This is a genomic window from Rhizobium sp. NFACC06-2 (assembly GCF_900101425.1).
Lineage (GTDB): Bacteria > Pseudomonadota > Alphaproteobacteria > Rhizobiales > Rhizobiaceae > Agrobacterium > Agrobacterium leguminum.
On the sequence record NZ_FMVA01000001.1, the window covers coordinates 719670 to 737748 of the forward strand.

General features: G+C 61.0%; 15 protein-coding genes. 7 read left to right on the forward strand and 8 right to left on the reverse strand.

Annotation, left to right across the window (positions count from 1 at the left end; all coding sequences use genetic code 11):
- Window positions 1–26: 26 nt before the first annotated feature.
- The 4 genes from F3H58_RS03775 (at window position 27) to F3H58_RS03790 (ending at window position 4154) form a co-directional block, all read left to right on the forward strand.
- The gene (locus F3H58_RS03775) at window positions 27–1085 is read left to right on the forward strand and encodes an ABC transporter ATP-binding protein (protein ID WP_149741239.1); all 1059 of its coding nucleotides are present in this window, start codon (window positions 27–29) and stop codon (window positions 1083–1085) included.
- A 20-nt stretch (window positions 1086–1105) separates the two neighbouring features.
- Window positions 1106–2065 carry a sugar kinase gene (locus tag F3H58_RS03780; RefSeq protein ID WP_149741240.1) on the forward strand — a complete coding sequence of 320 codons (960 nt, stop codon included), beginning with the start codon at window positions 1106–1108 and terminating at the stop codon, window positions 2063–2065.
- A 144-nt stretch (window positions 2066–2209) separates the two neighbouring features.
- Complete coding sequence (locus F3H58_RS03785) at window positions 2210–3268, forward strand: DmpA family aminopeptidase (RefSeq protein WP_149741241.1); 1059 nt, start codon at window positions 2210–2212, stop codon at window positions 3266–3268.
- A 19-nt stretch (window positions 3269–3287) separates the two neighbouring features.
- Entirely contained in the window at window positions 3288–4154 is an 867-nt protein-coding gene (locus tag F3H58_RS03790) for a D-amino-acid transaminase (protein ID WP_149741242.1), read from the forward strand.
- Between the two features lie 7 nt (window positions 4155–4161).
- Here the strand turns inward: F3H58_RS03790 and F3H58_RS03795 are convergent, their stop codons facing one another.
- The 7 genes from F3H58_RS03795 to F3H58_RS03825 form a co-directional block, all read right to left on the reverse strand.
- On the reverse strand, window positions 4162–5058 hold the full coding sequence (locus tag F3H58_RS03795) for a LysR substrate-binding domain-containing protein (RefSeq protein ID WP_125145438.1): 897 nt from the start codon (window positions 5056–5058) through the stop codon (window positions 4162–4164).
- A gap of 252 nt (window positions 5059–5310) precedes the next feature.
- Window positions 5311–6822: a serine hydrolase domain-containing protein gene (locus F3H58_RS03800; protein WP_149741243.1), complete on the reverse strand. Its 1512-nt coding sequence runs from the start codon at window positions 6820–6822 to the stop codon at window positions 5311–5313.
- A gap of 232 nt (window positions 6823–7054) precedes the next feature.
- Entirely contained in the window at window positions 7055–7795 is a 741-nt protein-coding gene (locus tag F3H58_RS03805; RefSeq protein ID WP_149741244.1) for an ABC transporter ATP-binding protein, read from the reverse strand.
- Window positions 7792–8622, reverse strand: coding sequence for an ABC transporter ATP-binding protein (locus tag F3H58_RS03810; protein ID WP_004443518.1), 831 nt, complete (start codon window positions 8620–8622; stop codon window positions 7792–7794). The genes F3H58_RS03805 and F3H58_RS03810 overlap by 4 nt, the downstream gene beginning before the upstream one ends.
- A 3-nt stretch (window positions 8623–8625) precedes the next feature.
- Window positions 8626–9528 (reverse strand): nickel transporter permease, encoded by a 903-nt coding sequence (nikC, locus tag F3H58_RS03815; RefSeq protein WP_004433196.1) that lies wholly within the window; start codon window positions 9526–9528, stop codon window positions 8626–8628.
- The gene (locus tag F3H58_RS03820) at window positions 9525–10538 is read right to left on the reverse strand and encodes an ABC transporter permease (RefSeq protein WP_188128773.1); all 1014 of its coding nucleotides are present in this window, start codon (window positions 10536–10538) and stop codon (window positions 9525–9527) included. Before F3H58_RS03820 ends, nikC begins: the two co-directional genes overlap by 4 nt.
- A gap of 2 nt (window positions 10539–10540) precedes the next feature.
- On the reverse strand, window positions 10541–12136 hold the full coding sequence (locus tag F3H58_RS03825; protein WP_149741246.1) for an ABC transporter substrate-binding protein: 1596 nt from the start codon (window positions 12134–12136) through the stop codon (window positions 10541–10543).
- Between the two features lie 233 nt (window positions 12137–12369).
- On the opposite strand from F3H58_RS03825, the gene F3H58_RS03830 reads away from it, so the two are divergent.
- Window positions 12370–13410 carry a dipeptidase gene (locus F3H58_RS03830; protein WP_149741247.1) on the forward strand — a complete coding sequence of 347 codons (1041 nt, stop codon included), beginning with the start codon at window positions 12370–12372 and terminating at the stop codon, window positions 13408–13410.
- Between the two features lie 55 nt (window positions 13411–13465).
- Here the strand turns inward: F3H58_RS03830 and F3H58_RS03835 are convergent, their stop codons facing one another.
- Complete coding sequence (locus F3H58_RS03835; protein WP_078051636.1) at window positions 13466–13759, reverse strand: hypothetical protein; 294 nt, start codon at window positions 13757–13759, stop codon at window positions 13466–13468.
- A 274-nt stretch (window positions 13760–14033) separates the two neighbouring features.
- Between F3H58_RS03835 and mprF the strand changes: the two genes are divergently transcribed.
- The gene (mprF, locus tag F3H58_RS03840; protein ID WP_080856748.1) at window positions 14034–16634 is read left to right on the forward strand and encodes a bifunctional lysylphosphatidylglycerol flippase/synthetase MprF; all 2601 of its coding nucleotides are present in this window, start codon (window positions 14034–14036) and stop codon (window positions 16632–16634) included.
- Window positions 16631–18016: a virulence factor gene (locus tag F3H58_RS03845; protein WP_149741248.1), complete on the forward strand. Its 1386-nt coding sequence runs from the start codon at window positions 16631–16633 to the stop codon at window positions 18014–18016. Before mprF ends, F3H58_RS03845 begins: the two co-directional genes overlap by 4 nt.
- Window positions 18017–18079: the final 63 nt, after the last annotated feature.

An 18079-nucleotide genomic window follows, 5' to 3' on the forward strand; every position in this document is an offset into this window, starting at 1 on the left:
TTCAAATTATAACGGGAACCAAAAACATGGCACCGGTCAATATTCAAAACGTCCAGAAGCGCTTCGGCGCGGTCAACGTCATCCATGGCATCGATATCGACATCAAGGATGGCGAGTTCGTCGTGCTGGTCGGCCCCTCCGGCTGCGGCAAATCCACCCTGCTGCGCATGATCGCAGGCCTGGAAGAGCTGAGCGACGGCGAGATCCACATCGGCCCGCGCGAGGTGAGCCACTTGCCCGCCCGTGATCGCGATATCGCCATGGTCTTCCAGAACTACGCGCTTTATCCGCACATGACGGTGAAGGATAATATGGGCTTTGCACTGAAGCTGAAAAAGGTGAGCGCGGAGGAAACCAAGGCCAAGGTCGACAGGGCCGCCGCCATTCTGGGCTTGGAAAAACTGCTCGACCGTTATCCACGCCAGCTTTCCGGCGGCCAGCGCCAGCGTGTGGCCATGGGCCGGGCGCTGGTGCGCGATCCGCAGGTCTTCCTGTTTGACGAGCCGCTTTCCAACCTCGACGCCAAGCTGCGTGTGCAGATGCGCGGCGAGATCAAGGCCATGCACCAGCGCATCGGCACGACAACCATCTACGTCACCCACGACCAGGTGGAAGCCATGACCATGGCCGACAAGATCGTGGTGCTGCATGATGGCGTCATCGAACAGATCGGCGCACCGCTCGAACTTTACGACAATCCCGCCAATCTCTTCGTTGCCGGTTTCATCGGCTCGCCCGCCATGAACTTCATTCGTGGTCGGGTGGAGGAAGGCGTCTTCCGCACCGCAAAGGGCCTCAGCCTGCCGCTGCCCGCCCATGCCGATCTCGGCAAGCTCGGCGGCCGCGATCTCGTCTACGGCGTGCGACCGGAGCATATCCGCGCGGCCGAGACCGGCATTGAAGGCCGGGTCGAACTGGTCGAAGGCACCGGCTCGGAAATCTACGCCAAGCTCGATTGCAAGGGTGACGATATCGCCTGCCTGTTCCGCGAGCGTCTCAATGTCCGCTTCGGCGATACGATCCACATTGCCATCGATCCGGCAACGGTGCATCTGTTCGACAAGGATAGCGGCAAGCGCATCTGAACAGGGCTGGAGCGAAGGGAATGGTAAAAGAAGCGGGCGGCAAGCATGTGCTCTGCGTGGGTGCCGCCGTGCTCGACACCCTGTTTCGTGTGGCAGACATGCCGAAGGGCGAAGGCAAGGTTCTGCCCTATGAGATGCTGCAGATCGCCGAAGGCATGGCGTCGAGTGCTGCCTATGCCGCCCATCGCATGGGCGGCCGCGCCAGCCTGTGGGGCGCGGTGGGCGACGACGAGACCGGCGTCCGCATCCTGCGTGATCTCAATGAAAGCGGCATAGACACGTCAGGCATGACGGTCGCGCCGGGCGCACGTTCGGCCCTGTCCACGATCATCATCGACAACAGGGGCGACCGGCTGATCGTGCCTTTCTACGATCACCGCCTTCACGAGAAAAAACGCGCCTGCACGCCGGAGGATATTGCTGCCTTCGATGCCGTTCTGGTTGATGTACGCTGGCCGGAGCTGGCGCTTGATGTGCTTGATGTGGCGCGTATGCTCGGCAAACCCGCCATTCTGGATGGCGACGTTGCACCGGTGGAAACGCTGGAGAAGCTCGCCCCTGCCGCAACCCATATCGTCTTTTCCGAACCCGCCGCCGCCCGGCTGACGGGGCTTGAAACGGTGAAAGACATGCTGCCGGTGCTGCATGCCCGTTATCCGCAAACCTTCATCGCCGTCACCGCCGGTCCGGCGGGCTGCTGGTGGACGGAGGCCGGCGATCCGACGGTGCATTTCCAGACGACGATGCAGGTCAAGGCAGTGGATACGCTGGCGGCGGGCGATATCTTCCACGGCACCTTTGCGCTGGCCATGGCCGAGGGCATGCAGAGCCGCGCCGCCATCCGCCTCTCCTCCGTTGCCGCCGCGCTCAAATGCACCGTCTTCGGCGGCCGCATCGGCGCGCCGACCCGCGGAGAAACGGAAGACGCGATGCGGCAATGGCTGGAGCGTGAAGGCGAAGCCGCGCTGCGCGCCTCCTGAGCGCATCCATTGCCCGCATAAAACTATTCCATTTTTGCGATGCCGTTTCGCGGCGAAGTAGTCTAACGTCAAGTCAGAGCAAAGCTTTTCATGAAGCCGCGCCTGTTCCACCTTGAGCCTGCATTCCGCAAAAGTGATCGCCCGATGCATCAGACGACCCGCCCGAGACTGCGCGATATCGGTTTCCGGCCCGGCCATTTCGAAACCGGCCCGCTCAACGCCATCACCGATGTCGAAGGCGTGACCATCGGCCATTCGACCGTCATCGAGGGCGAGACGATCCGCACCGGCGCAACCGCGATCCTGCCGCATGGCGGCAACCTGTTTCAGAACAAGCTGCCCGCCGCCTTCGCCGTCTATAACGGCTTCGGCAAATTTGCCGGTTCGACCCAGATCGAGGAACTCGGCGAGCTCGAAACACCTGTTATCCTCACCAATACGCTGGCGACAGGCCGGGCCATCGAGGCGATCAACCGCCACACGCTGTCGCAGCCGGGCAATGAGAAAGTCGTCTCGATCAATGCCGTCGTCGGCGAAACCAACGATTCCCGCCTGAACGACATCCGCGCCGGCCGCCCGACGGTCGATGAGATATCAGCCGCGCTCAAAAACGCGGCCGCAGGCCCCGTCGCGGAGGGCGGCGTGGGTGCCGGAACCGGCACGGTGGCCTTCGGCATGAAAGGCGGCATCGGCACCGCATCCCGCATCGTCACCATTGCCGGAACGACCTATACGCTCGGCATTCTCGTCCAGTCCAACTACGGCGGCCATCTGCTGGTCTGCGGCACGCCTTATGTCAGCCCTGACCATAAGGACAAGGACGGCTCGATCGTCATCATTGTCGCCACCGACGCGTCACTCTCCTCCCGCAACCTGAAGCGTCTGGCGGCCAGAAGCTTCGGCGGGCTGGCGCGCACGGGTGCAGCACTCAGCAATGGCTCCGGTGACTATGCGCTGGCATTTTCCACCGATGAGCGGCTGCGCCGCACGCCTGCGCGCCGCAAGGCCGTCGCAGACTATCCAGAACTTTCCAACGATGCGATTTCGCCGCTCTTCGAAGCATCGATTGAGGCGACGGAGGAGGCGATCCTCAATTCGCTGTGCGCCGCAGAAACGACAACCGGCTTTAATGCCGGCACCGGCAAGGTCTCCAAAGTCGAAGCCATTTCCATCGACACGCTTAAAACCCTTCTTTCAGCCTGATCTTCCAGACGGAGTTTTCATGACTAGCCCATCCGGCCGCATCGTTTACGTCAACGGCGAATTCCTGCCCGAAGCGGACGCCCGCCTTTCCATCTTCGACCGCGGTTTCCTGTTCGGCGACGGCATTTATGAAGTCACGTCCGTTCTGGAAGGCAAGCTGATCGACAGCGACCTGCATATGGCCCGGCTGGAACGCAGCGCCCGTGAAATCGACGTGCCGCTGCCGGTTACGACCAAGGAAATCGTCGAAGCCGAGCGCCGGCTGATTGCCGACAACAATCTCGTCGAAGGCATGATCTACCTGCAGTTGACACGTGGTGCGGAAGACCGCAACTTCCTGTTCTCCGCCGATCTGAAGCCGACGCTGGTGATGTTCACCCAGGCCAAGAAGCTGATCGGCACCTCGGTCGAGGAAGCCGGCATCGCCGTCAAATCGGTTCCCGACCAGCGCTGGGAACGCCGCGACATCAAGACCGTCTGCCTTTTGCCGCAGGTCATGGCAAAGCGCATCGCCAAGGCCGAGGGTTGTGACGAAGCCTGGATGATCGAGGATGGTTTCGTCACCGAAGGCGCTTCTTCCACCGCCTATATCATTACCACCGACAAGAAGATCATCACCCGCGGCAACAGCAACAAGACCCTGCCCGGCTGCACCCGCCTCGCCGCCCTGCAATTGGCCAGGGAAGCCGGCTTCACGCTGGAAGAACGCCCTTTCACGCTGGAAGAGGCGCTGAATGCCGATGAGGCCTGCCTGACCAGCGCCTCCAACTTCGTGGTTTCGGTCACGAAGATCGACGGCAAGCCGGTGGGTAACGGCAAGCCCGGCCCGATGGTAAGCCGCCTGCGCGCGCTCTACCTCGAAAACGCCCGCCGCACCGCGATTTAAGCAGGTATCAGCCCTCGAGAACCGCCCAGATGCGCTCGACCACGGGCCGGCGGTTCTCCTTCGAACGATAAAGCCTGATATCGACGGCAATATCGAAACTGTCATCGGCGGCACGCACCAGCGCGCCGCTGTCCAGCTCGTGCCGCATCAGGCTTTCCGGCACCCAGGCGACACCCCAGCCGGCCATCGCCATGGCTTTCAGCCCCACCGACATGCTGCCCTCATGCACCCGCTCGAATTGCGGCAGGCGCGCGCTCAGCAGATCGCGCAGCAACGGCCCGAAGAACGAGGCCTTTTCATAGTCCAGATAGGCGAATGGTTTTCGTGCATTTTCCATGAGTTCATGCAGCGGTGAACCGTCTTTCGCCGGCGCGGAAACGGGAATGATGTTTTCCGCACCCAGCACGCGGAACTCGAAGGTCTGTGCGTCGAGCAGCATCGGAACTTCGGGATGGGCATAGGTCAGAAGGAAATCACTCTGCCCGTCCACAAGAGAATTGAGGTTTTCCTCCATGCTGCCGGAATCGGGCCTCAACACTGAAAACAGCGGCCCGGCCTTCTCGTTCACCCGTTTCAGCCAGTCGGGAAAGAAGGTGAAGGAGAGGGTATGCAACGCCGTCAGCCGCACCGTTCTGGCATCGGCCCCCTCTTCTTGAAGAAGCGTGCGCCGTGCATGGTAAAGCTGCTTCAGCGTCTCCTGCGCCACCGGCACGAACTTCACCCCCGCCTCGGTCAGCCGGGAGGGATAGGAAGCGCGGTCGACCAGCGTCGCCCCCACCCAGGCTTCCAGCTGCTTGATGCGCCGGCTGAAGGCGGATTGCGTCACGTGCCGCTCATCCGCCGCCTTCGAGAAATTGAGCGTTCCGGCCAGCGCCAGGAAATCCTCGAGCCATTTGACTTCCAAGGGCCTGTTCTCCCACAAAGATGTTGTCCCGGCCTGCCGGGAACACGGGTCTTTATTAGGAGCAATGGAACCTGATTGAAACCCACTAGAAACTTCGGACTGTGAGGAAACAGCCCGAGCCTCGCTCTCGTCATCCTTGGGCTTGTCCCAAGGATCTAAGCACGTCAACAAAATCAATCGCTTGCAGATCCTCGGGACAGGCCCGAGGATGACGTCGAATTTGTCGTGCGCAACGGGATCGGTTTCAGACCGTTAGCAGCTTCTGGAATACTCGATCATCCGCGCCCGGCTTGATACCAGCTCGATCCGGTCGTCACCCAGCCGGTTGAGGCAGACGCGCTTCGTCCACGGCCCATCGATGAGCGTGAAAAGGAAACGGCCATTGCCGAGCGCCTTCAAGGGCATGCTCCGGCGCGTGGGGCCGATGCCCATCGTCAGCGATGAGCCGCTGATCGAAAATTCGGCGCCCTCATCCGAGCGCCACGAGTCCGAAAGATCATCCGGCACCGCATGATCGCCGACCGGCAGGAAGCGGCGGGCGGCGTGGCCGGCCTCGCCGACAATGGCATCACCCTCTAGCCTGAGGCGCATCGGAGACGATGCGGAGCGGGAAGAGACCCAGCCATCCGCATCCTCATAAAGCGTGTCGTCACCATCAATGAAAGTCGACGTACTGCCCTTGATTTCCAGCCACCACGGCCCGCTTTCGGTCACGTAAAGGCCTTCCGGCAAGCTGGCGGCCGGCTTGGGCAAAGGCAGGCCGGTGAGGGCCGCCATGCTTTCAAGTGCGATCTTGAAGCCGTTGGTATCCTCGCGGTTCGACACCACGACAAAACCCGTGCCGTTTTCCGGATCGAGCAGAAAGTAAGTCTTGTAGCCGGGATGCGAACCGCCGTGACCGACGAAGCGCCTGTCTCCCAGATGGGACCAGCGCAGGCCGAGGCCATATTCGCTCATCCGCCCATCTGCCAGCGAACGTTCGGCAGAGAGCCTTTCCAGAACGTCCGCAAAACTGCCCTCGCCCCGCATCAGCCCCTGCAGCCAGCGGGTCAATGCTTCGGCGCTGCCGGCAAGGCTACCCGAAGCGGAAATATGCAGACCGGCGGCCGAAAGCTGCCAGTTGTCTTCAGCCCTCCAGTAGCCCGGCACGAGGCCATCGACCGGATCGTTCCAGACATCCGGCGCCTTCAGGAACACGCCGAAGGGGCCGGCAATCTGCGTCTGAACGAAATCATCGAAACGGAAACCGCGACGCTCCAGCGCCGCTTCCACCAGACGGTAGCCCGTATTGGAATAGGACACCTCGCTGCCGGCATCGAAATTCAGCCGGGTGAGCCGCGACAAGTATTCGAGAAGCGGGCCGGCCTTTGTCTCCGTGTAAACGGAAAGACCAAGCAGGGAGAGGCATTCCCGCGTATCCGGCAGCCCGCCACTCATATCCAGCGCCTGCCCCACCGTCACCTCGCGGAGCGGCGATTGCAGCTCCGGCAGATGCTTGCCGAGCGGATCGTCAAGCCCGATCAGATCGGAATGCGCAAGCACCATGGCACAGAAAGCGTGTTTGGTGACGGAGGCGTAACGCACCACGCTCTGCGGCGTGAAGGGTGCGAAGGTCGAGAGACTTTCGACGCCGCCCGCATGGGCAAAACGAATGCCATCGAGATCAAAACCAATGACCGCTCCGCCCGGCTCGTTGCCCGCCCATTGCGAGACGAAGGTCTCTGAAAGGGTTGACGCGGCGTTCCAATCGAATTGATGTGGCATGGTTTGGTCTCGTGTGTTTATGGGTCGAATGCACACGCGAGGACAACGGTTTATCGCCGCCATCGCAGCTTGTTTCTTCTCCCCGCCGGGGAGAAGGTGGCCCGAAGGGTCGGATGAGGGGGCAACGTCAGCGATAAACTGAGAGCTTGCCCCCTCATCCCGCTGCCGCGGACTTCTCCCCGACGGGGAGAAGAAACGAGCAGCACCCACTCGATCTACTAGCGCCCCGACCTCAGGCCGGTTCTTCCAGCCGAATGCTCAGGCTGCGCAGCTCTTCCGTATGCGGATGTTTCGTACGGCCCTCACGCAGATCGCCCGCACTCAGCTGCTCCACCATTTCGCCGTTCAGCATCACGCCCACCTGCGGGCACAGATGCGCAATGACCGCCAGATTGTGGCTGACGAGAATATAGGTGAGGTTGCGCGCCGCGCGCAGGTCCTGCAACAGGTTCAGGATTTCCGCCTGCACCGAGACATCGAGCGCCGAAGTCGGTTCATCGAGCAGTAGCACCTGCGGGTCGGCAATCAGCGCACGCGCAATGGCCACGCGCTGGCGCTGGCCGCCGGAAAGCTGGTGCGGGAAGCGGAAGCGCACCGCCTGCGGCAACGCCACATCCGAGAGCGCCTGCTGAATGCGCTTTTCGATATTGTCCATGCCATGCACCAGCGGCAATTCGCTAAGAATACGGTCGATGGTCTGGCGCGGATGCAGCGAGCCATAGGGGTCCTGAAACACCATCTGCACCTGCCGGAAGAATTCCGGCGTGCGCTTCAGCGGCGCATCCTTGCCGGCAAAGGCGATGCGGCCTTCCCAGCTTTCGTTGAGGCCCGCCATGGCGCGCAGGATGGTGGACTTGCCCGAGCCGCTTTCGCCGACGATACCGAAGCTGCCGCCCTTTTCGACCGAAAAGGAGACGCCCTTTACCACTTCGCGGTCGCCGAACTTGATACGGAGGTTTTCGACGTCGATCATTGGCTGGACCACGCTGCATCACGGTTGAGAACGGGAAGACGCTCGCGCGGATGCGTCAGCGAGGGAATGCAGTTTAAAAGTCCCTGCGTGTAAGGATGCTGGGCTTTCAAAAGCTCGGAAGCCTTCAGTTCCTCCATCACCCGGCCGGAATACATGACGGCAACGCGGTCGCAGAAATGCGAAACGAGCGGCAGATCGTGGCTGATGAGGATGAGGCCCATGCCGCGTTCCGATACCAGCTCCTCGATCAGCCGCAGGATTTCCGCCTGTACCGTGGCGTCGAGCGCGCTGGTCGGTTCGTCGGCAATCAGCAGTTCCGGATCGGGCGCCAGCATCATGGCGATCATCACGCGCTGGCCCATGCCGCCGGAAACCTCGTGCGCATAGGAAGAGGCGACCTGACGCGGATTGCGGATCTTCACCTGATCGAGAAGCGCGATGGCCGCTTCCATCGCCGCACGCTTGCTGCCGCCCTTGTGGGTGCGCCAGGCTTCAGCCACCTGCGCGCCGATGGTCTTCACCGGGTTCAGCGAATATTTCGGGTCCTGCAGGATGAAACCCGCCCGCTTGCCACGGATCTGGCGCATCTGCCTTTCGCTGGCAGACAGCACATCGATGCCGTCAAAGGCGAGCTTGTCGGCACGGATATCGGCGTTGGAGGGCAGAAGCTTCATCAGTGCGCGCGCCGTGAGGCTCTTGCCCGAACCGGATTCGCCGACGATGCCGAGCTTTTCGGTGCCGAGCTTCATGGAAACACCACGCACCGCCTCGAAACGGCTGGTGCGGGTCTGGAATGCGATCTTCAGATTTTCGATTTCGACCAGCATGGCTCAATGTCCCTTCGGGTCGAGAACGTCGCGCAGGCCATCGCCGAGGAAGTTGAAGGCGAGCGAAACGAGGAAGATGGCGATACCGGGAATGGTGGCGACCCACCATTGTTCGAAGATGAAGCGCTTGGCGGTGGCGATCATCGCACCCCATTCCGGCGAAGGCGGCTGCGCACCCATGCCGAGGAAGCCGAGGCTTGCGGCGGTGATGATGATCGAACTCATGTCGAGCGTGATGCGCACGATAAGGCTCGGCACGCAGAGCGGCGCAATGTGACGTGCAATGATGCGCCAGGCGGAAGCGCCGGTCAGCCTATAAGCCGCGACGAAGTCGCTGCCGCGCACCGTCATGGTCTCGGCGCGCGCCAGACGCGCATAGGGCGGCCATGCGGTGAGCGCGATGGCGAGAATGGCGCTTTCAACACCGGGCTTCAGTGCCGCAACAAAGGCCAGCGCGAGGATGAGGCGCGGGAAGGCCAGGAACACATCCGTCACCCGCATCAGCACCGTATCGACGATGCCGCCGAAATAACCGGCGATACAGCCGATGGCGAGCCCGATGGGCGCGACGAGCACGACGACGGCAATGACCATCCCGAGCGTAACGCGGCCGCCATAGAGAATGCGCGAGAGAATGTCACGACCGAGCTCATCCGTGCCGAACCAGTGCTCGGCGCTCGGAAACGCCAGACGGTTGCCGAGGTTCTGCGTCGCCGGGTCGTAGGGCGCAAGCAGCGGCGCCAGCAGCGACAGCGCGATGAAGAGAACGATGATCGTAAGCCCGATCACCGCCAGCGGGTTGGACTTGAGATTGAGCCAGATGCGATACCGGTTGCCCCAGGCAGCCTGTGTTCGCGAATGCGGCGTTTCATCCAGCGCCCAGTTTCTGAAATTTGCTAACATCATCGAACGCGAGGATCCATAACTCTGTAAAGCACGTCTGCGAGCAGGTTGAGGGCGACATAGATGAAGCCGATCAACAGGGTTGCTCCGACGACGGGGTTCATGTCCGCGTTCATGAGCGAGACGGTGAGATATTGGCCGAGACCCGGCCAGCTGAACACGGTTTCCGTCACCACGGCGCCTTCGAGAAGGCCGGCATAGGTGAGCGCGAGAACCGTGACGAGCTGCACGGCGACCGTCGGGAAGGCGTGTCCCCAGATGACGGTCATGGCCGAAAGCCCCTTGGCGCGGGCGGTGATGACATATTCACCCTTCAGCGCGTCGATCATAAAGGCGCGCGTCATGCGGGTAATATAGGCCATGCTGAAATAGGCGAGAATGCAGACGGGCTGCACCATATGGGCGATGGCGTCGTAAAAGGCGTCCCAGTCGCCCGCAAGCAGCGTGTCGACCGTCATCAGGCCGGTGACCTGCGTGATCATGCCGTCATAGATGATGTCCTGCCGACCCGGTCCCGGTGCGACGCCGAGCGTGGCGTAAAAGACGAGCAGCGAAATCAGCGCCAGCATAAAGACCGGCACGGAGTGACCGGCAAGGCAGACGACGCGGATCACCTGATCCGTCAGCTTGCCCTGCTTCACGGCGGCCCAGACGCCGAGCGGAATGCCGATCAGCGCGGCCAGAATGAGGGCTGCGGTGGCAAGTTCGAATGTGGCGGGGAAAACGCGCTTGATATCGATCCAGACCGGATTGCGCGTCAGGATCGAATTGCCGAAATCGCCATGCAGGACCTGCGTGACATAGTGGAAGAACTGCACGACCAGCGGCTGGTCGAGACCCATTTCGGCCCGGACCCGCACGATGACGTCTTCGGGCGCGTTGTCGCCGACCGCCGCGATGACGGGATCGACGGGCATGACGCGCCCGATCATGAAGGTGATAACCATCAAACCGAACAGCGTCAGGAGGACGCTGCCCAGTATCGACGATATGCTTTTAACGCGCTTGTTCAATGTCACGCTTTCTTCGCATCGTGGTAGGAATTGCCCTCGGAGAGAACGCCGAGTTCGAAGCCGGAAACACCCTTGCGGAAGGCAGCCGTCTTGCTCCATTGGAACATGAACACGAACGGGCTGTTTTCCATGTGCTCGCGCTGCAGGGCTTCATAAAGCTCTACGCGCTTTGCCGGATCCTTCTCGTCACGCGCGGCTTCCGCCTTGGCAGCGAAATCGTCGTTCTTGAAGCGCGAACGCCACAGGAAGGGCTTCGACTTGGCGTCGTCGCCATTGTCCTTGTTGATGTTGAAGACATCGGCGTTGGAATGCGGATCGAAATAATCCGTTCCCCAGGCCGAAAGCGCCATCTGGTGTTCGCGGGCGCGCATCTTGGTCAGGACCTGGCGGTTCTCGGCCGATTGCAGGCGCACCTTGATACCGATATCGGCAAGGTTTGCCTGGATGGCCTGCGCCAGATCCGGGTAAGGCTGCGCGGAATAATGGTCCATGCTGATCTCGAAACCGTCGGCAAGACCGGCTTCCGCCATGAGCGCCTTGGCCTTTTCGACGTCGCGCTGATACGGAATGTCGTTGACGGCGCCGGGGAAGCCCTTTGGCTCGAAGCTCTGGTGGATTTCGTGCGTCAGCGGCACGATGTTTTCCTGCATGCCCTTATAGTCCAGCGCCCACTTGATGGCCTGCCAGACCTGCGGCTTGGCGAGGTTCTCATTGCCCTGGTTGAGCGAAATCAAGACCAGCGAGGCAATGGACTTACGCGCCAGCTCGATGTTGGCGTCGTCCTTGACGGTGCGCAACTGCTCCGACGTCAGGTCGCGGGCGATGTCGATATCGCCCTTCTGCAGCATCAGAAGCTGGGAAGACGGATCGGTAACGTGGCGCAGGATGACGCGCTTGATATTGCCCTTGTAGGGGCCATTCGGGTTGACCGTCAGAGCGACGCTTTCGCTCGGCTTCCAGGCCTGAAGCATGAAATCGCCCGAACCGGCGCTGTTCTTCTGCAACCAGCCATTGCCGAGGTCTTCGCCGGAAGCATTGGCGAGAACCGCCTTCTTTTCGACGATCGCGCCGATATTGGCGGAGAGGCAATAAAGCAGGAAGGAGATGGCGGTCGGCTTTGCCGTCGTCAGCTTCACCGTCTTGTCATCAGTGGCAACGATGGTCGTCTCGGCATTATCAGGCGTGAAGCCGAACTGGCTGATGATGAAGGCCGGGCTCTTGTTCATCTTGATGGCGCGCTGTAGCGAGAAGGCGACGTCTTCCGCCGTGACCTTGGCGCCGCTCGCGAAGGTCGCCTCGTCACCGATCGTGAAGGTGAAGACCTTGCTGTCCGCATCGGCTTCCCAGGATTTCGCGATGACCGGATCGACCTTGGTCGAATCCTCACGGTTGGCGCGCACCAGCTTCTGATACATGTTGGAGATGATTTCACCGCCGACAGCCTCGAAACCTTCATGCGGATCAAGGCTCGTCATATTGTCCAGCTGCTGGGCAACCACCAGAATATCCTTGGGCGTTGCGGCAAAGGCCGGAATGCGCGCATAGGACAGGAACGGAACGGCAGCGCCGGCAATCAGCAGGTTGCGTCTTGAAATCATCGAAAATCCCCTTTCGGACCTTATTTTTCGGAAAACGGTATGGGTTTGCCCAATCCAGTCGTTTTTTTTATGTTTCCCGCGATTACCATGAGCAAACGAGGCCCGACCAATTCCAAATTTGGCAGAGCCTATGCACGGATTGCATTTGCTCCCGGCTTGACCTTTCCTCTACCAATTCTGAAAACTCTCCCGCAGGCGCGTCCGCGCAATCCCATTTCCGAAGGTGAATGACCATGACCGATCAAAAAACCGTACCCGTCTTTGACGGCCACAACGACGTGCTTCTGCGGTTATGGCGATCGGGCAATGCTTCCCCCGAAACGCTTCTCATCGAAGGGGATACCGTCGGCCACATTGACCTGCCCCGCGCCAAGAAAGGCGGCCTGGCCGGTGGCCTCTGCGCCGCCTATGTGCCTTCGCCCAGCATGGACAAGGACGCCAACGGCGACTACCCGACGCCGACCGAGGCGGATGCGCTGAAGGCGACGCTTGCCATGGCCGGCCTTTTGTTCCGGGCCGAAAAACAATCCGCAGGCGCGCTCAAGGTCTGCCGCACAGCCGCCGATATCCGCGACGCCATGGCAGAGGGCGCTTTCGCCTCCGTCTTCCATATCGAAGGTGCGGAGGCGATCGGCGCCGATCTGGATGCGCTTTACGTTCTCTACGAAGCGGGCCTGCGCACGCTCGGGCCGGTCTGGAGCCGCCCGAACATCTTCGCTTACGGCGTTCCCTTCCGTTTCCCCTCGACGCCGGATATCGGCCCGGGCCTCACGGATGCCGGCAAGCGACTGATAAAGACCTGCAACGAGCTGAAGATCATGGTCGACCTGTCGCACATGAATGAGCAGGGTTTCTGGGATATTGCCGGGATTTCCGACGCGCCGCTGGTGGCGTCGCACTCCAACGCCTATGCGCTGTGCAATCACAGCCGCAATCTGACGGATCGGCAGCTTGACGCCATCCGCGACACGGGCGGCCTTGCCGGCATCAATTTCGGCGTTCTGTTCCTGCGTCAGGACGGCGTGAAGAACCCGGACACCGATCTCAACGAACTCGTCCGCCACGTGGACTATATCGTCAACCGCATCGGCATCGATCACGTCGCGCTCGGTTCGGATTTCGACGGCACCACCATTCCCGCGGCCATGAAGGACGCAGCCGATCTGCAATTGCTGGTCGAAGCACTGCGCAAGGGTGGTTATGACGCCGAGGCGCTTGCCAAAATCTGCCACGGCAACTGGATTCGTGTGCTCGAAAAAACCTGGGGCGCGTGAGGCATATTGCAATTTATCTCCGGCGCAAAGCGCCGGAGATGTGAGCGGCAGGACCTTAAGCCTTTGCCGCTTTTTTCTTGCCGGTCGCCCGGAAAGCCAGAAGCCCCGCGACGACACCGATCAGCGCCCATTTCATCGGCAGCACATCCGCCGTCTCGCTGCGGATCGGCAACACCGTCACGGTGCCCGGACGGGATTCATAACCCATCTGCCCTTTTGCCTTCGCCTCCGCGATCTGTTGCGGCGAAACGACCCATTCGGCGCCGCGCATCTTATCCACGGCCATGTATCCGCCGCCCGCCACAAGGGCGACGACGAGCGAAACGACTATTCTTGTGGGCTTGTTCATTGGCATCTCCTTCAATCGAAAGGAGCGTGTAGTCGCATCAAACTGCACCACCAAGCAACCACAACGGTCAATTTGGCGTCATTCGGAACAATCCCGTCAATCATGCATTCCATAGTTGCATTTTCAGCGCCCAACCGGTGAAATCGACGCATGATCGGACATAAACTTCACATCGACACTTCATGCTTTTCTGCTAATCACATTTCCTCAACCTAAACGAATTAGCGACACAATCCTGTGGTTCGCCAACAGGAACTGGCGCTGGGCAAAGTAAATGGCAGACAAGAGCGAAATTACACAAACCGATGTTACGGAATCTGCGGTTGAAAGCTTTTTTGCCAGAAACCGCCCCTATCTAACCGCGATCGCCATTACGCTGGTCTTTGTGATGATGACTTTCGCCATCTATCACCTGACCTCCGAAGTCCGCTATGACGACGTCATCGATGCGCTGACACAGACCTCGGCCTCGGCGGTGCTGCTCGCCATCGTCTTCACCGCGCTCAGCTTTCTGGCGCTGATATTCTACGACGCCAATGCCATCGAATATATCGGCCGCAAGCTGCCCTTTCCGCCCATGGCGGCAACTGCGTTTGCGGCCTATGCCATTGGCAACACTGCCGGTTTCGGCCCCTTGAGCGGCGGCGCCATCCGCTTTCGCGCCTATTCCCGGCTGGGTCTTTCACCCGGCGAAATCGCCCGCGTCATCGCCTTCGTCACGCTGTCCTTCGGGCTTGGGCTGCTTTCGGTCAGCGCCATCTCCACCTTCATCGTCGCACCGCGCATCGCCGCCATCATCGGCGTCGATGCCGTTATTCTCAGGGGTGCAGCCCTTGCCATAATCGCAATTCTCGTGGCGGCCGCCTATGTCGGGCGCAACGGGCGCGCCATCCGGCTCGGCGCATGGCGGCTTCGTCTCCCGGACAGCCGGACATCGTCGCGCCAGTTCCTGGTCTCTGCTTTCGATATCGCCGCATCCGCCTCCGTGCTTTATGTCCTGCTGCCCGACACGCATCTCGGCTGGCCGACATTTTTCGCCATCTACGCCACCGCCGTCGGCCTCGGCGTCCTCAGCCATGTGCCCGCCGGCCTTGGCGTCTTCGAAACCGTCATGGTTGCGGGGCTTGGCAACGCCATCAGCGTCGATCAGCTGCTCGGAAGCCTCGTTCTCTACCGCGTGATCTATCACGTGCTGCCGCTGGTGGTGGCCATTCTGGTCATGCTCGTCTCGGAGATGAAGCAGTTCGCGGCAAAGCCTGTTGTCTCCGATATCAGCCAGCTTGCCGTCAGGCTCGCGCCGCCGCTGCTATCGACCTTCGCGATGATCCTCGGCACCATGCTGATCTTCTCGAGTGTGACGCCGACACCGGACAGCAATCTGGATTTCCTCTCCAATTTCGTGCCGCTTCCCATCGTCGAGGCGGCGCATTTTCTGACGAGCATTCTTGGCCTCGTGCTTGTCGTCGCCTCGCGCGGCCTCGGGCAGCGGCTGGACGGCGCCTGGTGGATTGCGCTCGTCGCGGCCTCGCTGGCGCTGGTCCTCTCGCTCCTCAAGGCCATCGCCGTGTTCGAAGCCGCCATCCTCGGCGTCTTCATTGCGGCCCTCTCCGTCAATATGCGCAGCTTCAACCGCCATGCCTCGCTGGTGAAGCAGGCGCTTGGGCCAAGCTGGCTCGCCGCCATGGCCGTCATCATTGCCGGCGCGGCGACAATCCTGCTCTTCGTCTATCGCGATACGGATTACAGCCAGACATTATGGTGGCAGTTCGAATTCTCCGAGGAAGCGCCGCGCGGATTGCGCGCCCTTCTCGGCCTTGTTCTTGCCTCCTCCACCATCGCCATCTTCAGCCTGATGCGGCCGGTGGCCTTCAGGCCGGACGCCATCAAGGCCGACGACGTCACAAGTGCGACCGGCATCGTCATGAAACAGGATGCGGCCGACGCCAATCTGGTGCGCATGGGCGACAAACACGTGATGTTCTCCGAAAGCGGCAACGCCTTCATCATGTATGGGATTCAGGGCCGCTCATGGATCGCGTTTGCCGATCCGGTCGGCGATGAGGATGATTTCCCGGATCTGGTCTGGCAATTCGTGGAGGCCGCCCGTGGCGCCGGCGCGCGCGCCGCCTTCTACCAGATTTCGCCTTTCCTCCTCTCCCATTGCGCCGATGCGGGCCTGCGCGCCTTCAAGCTCGGCGAACTGGCATTGGTCGATCTCACCGCATTCGAACTGAAGGGCGGCAAGCTTGCCAATCTTCGCCAGTCGCTGAGCCGCGGCGCGCGCGACGGATTGACCTTCGAGGTGGTCGAACAGGCGCAGGTGGCGGATATTCTGGATGAGCTGAAACAGGTCTCCGATGGCTGGCTCGCCCACCACAATACCCGGGAAAAGCGCTTCTCTCTTGGCGCTTTCGAGCCGGATTACATCCTGTCGCAACCCGTCGCCGTGCTGCGCAAGGATGGAAAGATCACCGCATTCGCCAATCTGATGGTGACGGACACAAAAAAGGAAGCCACCGTCGACCTCATGCGTTTTTCGCCGGATGCGCCGCGCGGCTCGATGGATTTTCTCTTCGTCAGCATCATGCAATATCTGCGCGAGGCGGGCTATGAGAGCTTCAATCTCGGCATGGCCCCCATGTCCGGCATGTCGAAACGCGACGCCGCCCCCGTCTGGGACCGCATCGGCAGCACGCTGTTCGAACACGGCGAACGTTTCTACAACTTCAAGGGACTTCGCGCCTTCAAGGCGAAGTTCCACCCGAAATGGGAACCGCGTTACCTTGCCGTGCAGAACGGCGCAGACGCCGCTCTGGCGCTGATGGACGCGACGGTTCTCATCAGCGGCGGCGTCAGAGGAGTGATCGGAAAATGAGAAAACCCAGCATGCTGAAAGCGGTTCTTGCCGCCTCCGCCCTGTTCGCCTCCCCCTTTTTTGTTTCTGGCGCCGTTTTTGCGCAGGACAAGCCCGCTTACGAGACCGGCATGATCCCTTCCGAGCATATCATGGTGCCGGATGGCGAAATTCTCGCCAGCGTCTTCCTGATTTCCGATGCGGACGGATGGACGGCTGCCGATGAGACCCGCGCCAGGGCGCTGGTGGAAAAAGGTGCCGCCGTGGTCGGTATCGATTTCAAGGAATATCTGAAGGCGCTCGAGGCCGATGATGACGAGTGCATCTATATGATATCGGACATCGAGTCGCTCTCGCAGCAAATTCAGCGCACCGCCGGCACGAGCAGCTATCGTCAGCCCATCCTCACCGGCATCGGCAAGGGCGGAACGCTGGCGCTGGCGATGATCGCGCAGAGCCCCGTCTCCACCGTCCGTGAAGCCATCGCCGTCGACCCCAAGGCCGGCCTGCCGCTCGAGAAAATCCTCTGCACCCCCGCCACCAAGGACAAGGCGGATGGCGAAACGGTCTATGGCCTGACCGACGGCCCGCTGCCCGCCCCCGTCAGCGTGCTGTTCACACCTGCCGCGGATCAGAAGGGCCGCGATCACGTCAACGCGCTCGTCAAGCTGCATCCCGATATCGACGTGACGGATGTGGATGACAAGGCGGACGAGGTTCTGACCCAGACCCTGTCCGACCAGATCGACGCCGCAGGCGACACGGACAGCCCGCTCGGCCTGCCGATCAAGGTTCTGGAAACCAGCCCGGTGATGGACACCATGGCGGTGATCTATTCCGGCGACGGCGGCTGGCGCGATCTCGACGAGGAAGTGGGCGGCGCCTTCCAGAAGGAAGGCATACCCGTCATCGGCGTCGATTCGCTCCGCTATTTCTGGAAGGAAAAGAAACCGCAGGAGGTCGCCACAGATCTCGGCCGCATCATCGACACCTATCGCAAGGAATGGAAAGTCCGCAATGTGGTGTTGATCGGCTATTCCTTCGGTGCCGATATTTTGCCCGCCACCTATAATCTGCTGCCGGACCGCGACAAGTCGCATGTCGTACAACTGACCCTGATGGGACTTTCGACCGAAGTGGATTTCGAGATTTCCGTCGAAGGCTGGCTTGGCGTTGCCGGTGAAGGCAAGGGCGGCAAGACGGTGGATGACATCGCCAAGATTGATCCGAAGCTGGTGCAATGCATCTATGGCACGGAAGAAGAGGATGAAGACCCCTGCCCCGGCCTGAAAGCCAAGGGCGTGGAAGCGGTCGGCATCGAAGGCGGTCACCATTTTGACGAGGACTATGAGGGACTGGCCAAGCGTATCGTGACCTCGCTGAAGACCCGGCTGCCGAAATAGCCTGCATCACCACAGGCCGATATTCCGCATCTCGGATAATCTTTGACGGCGAATGCATCGCCG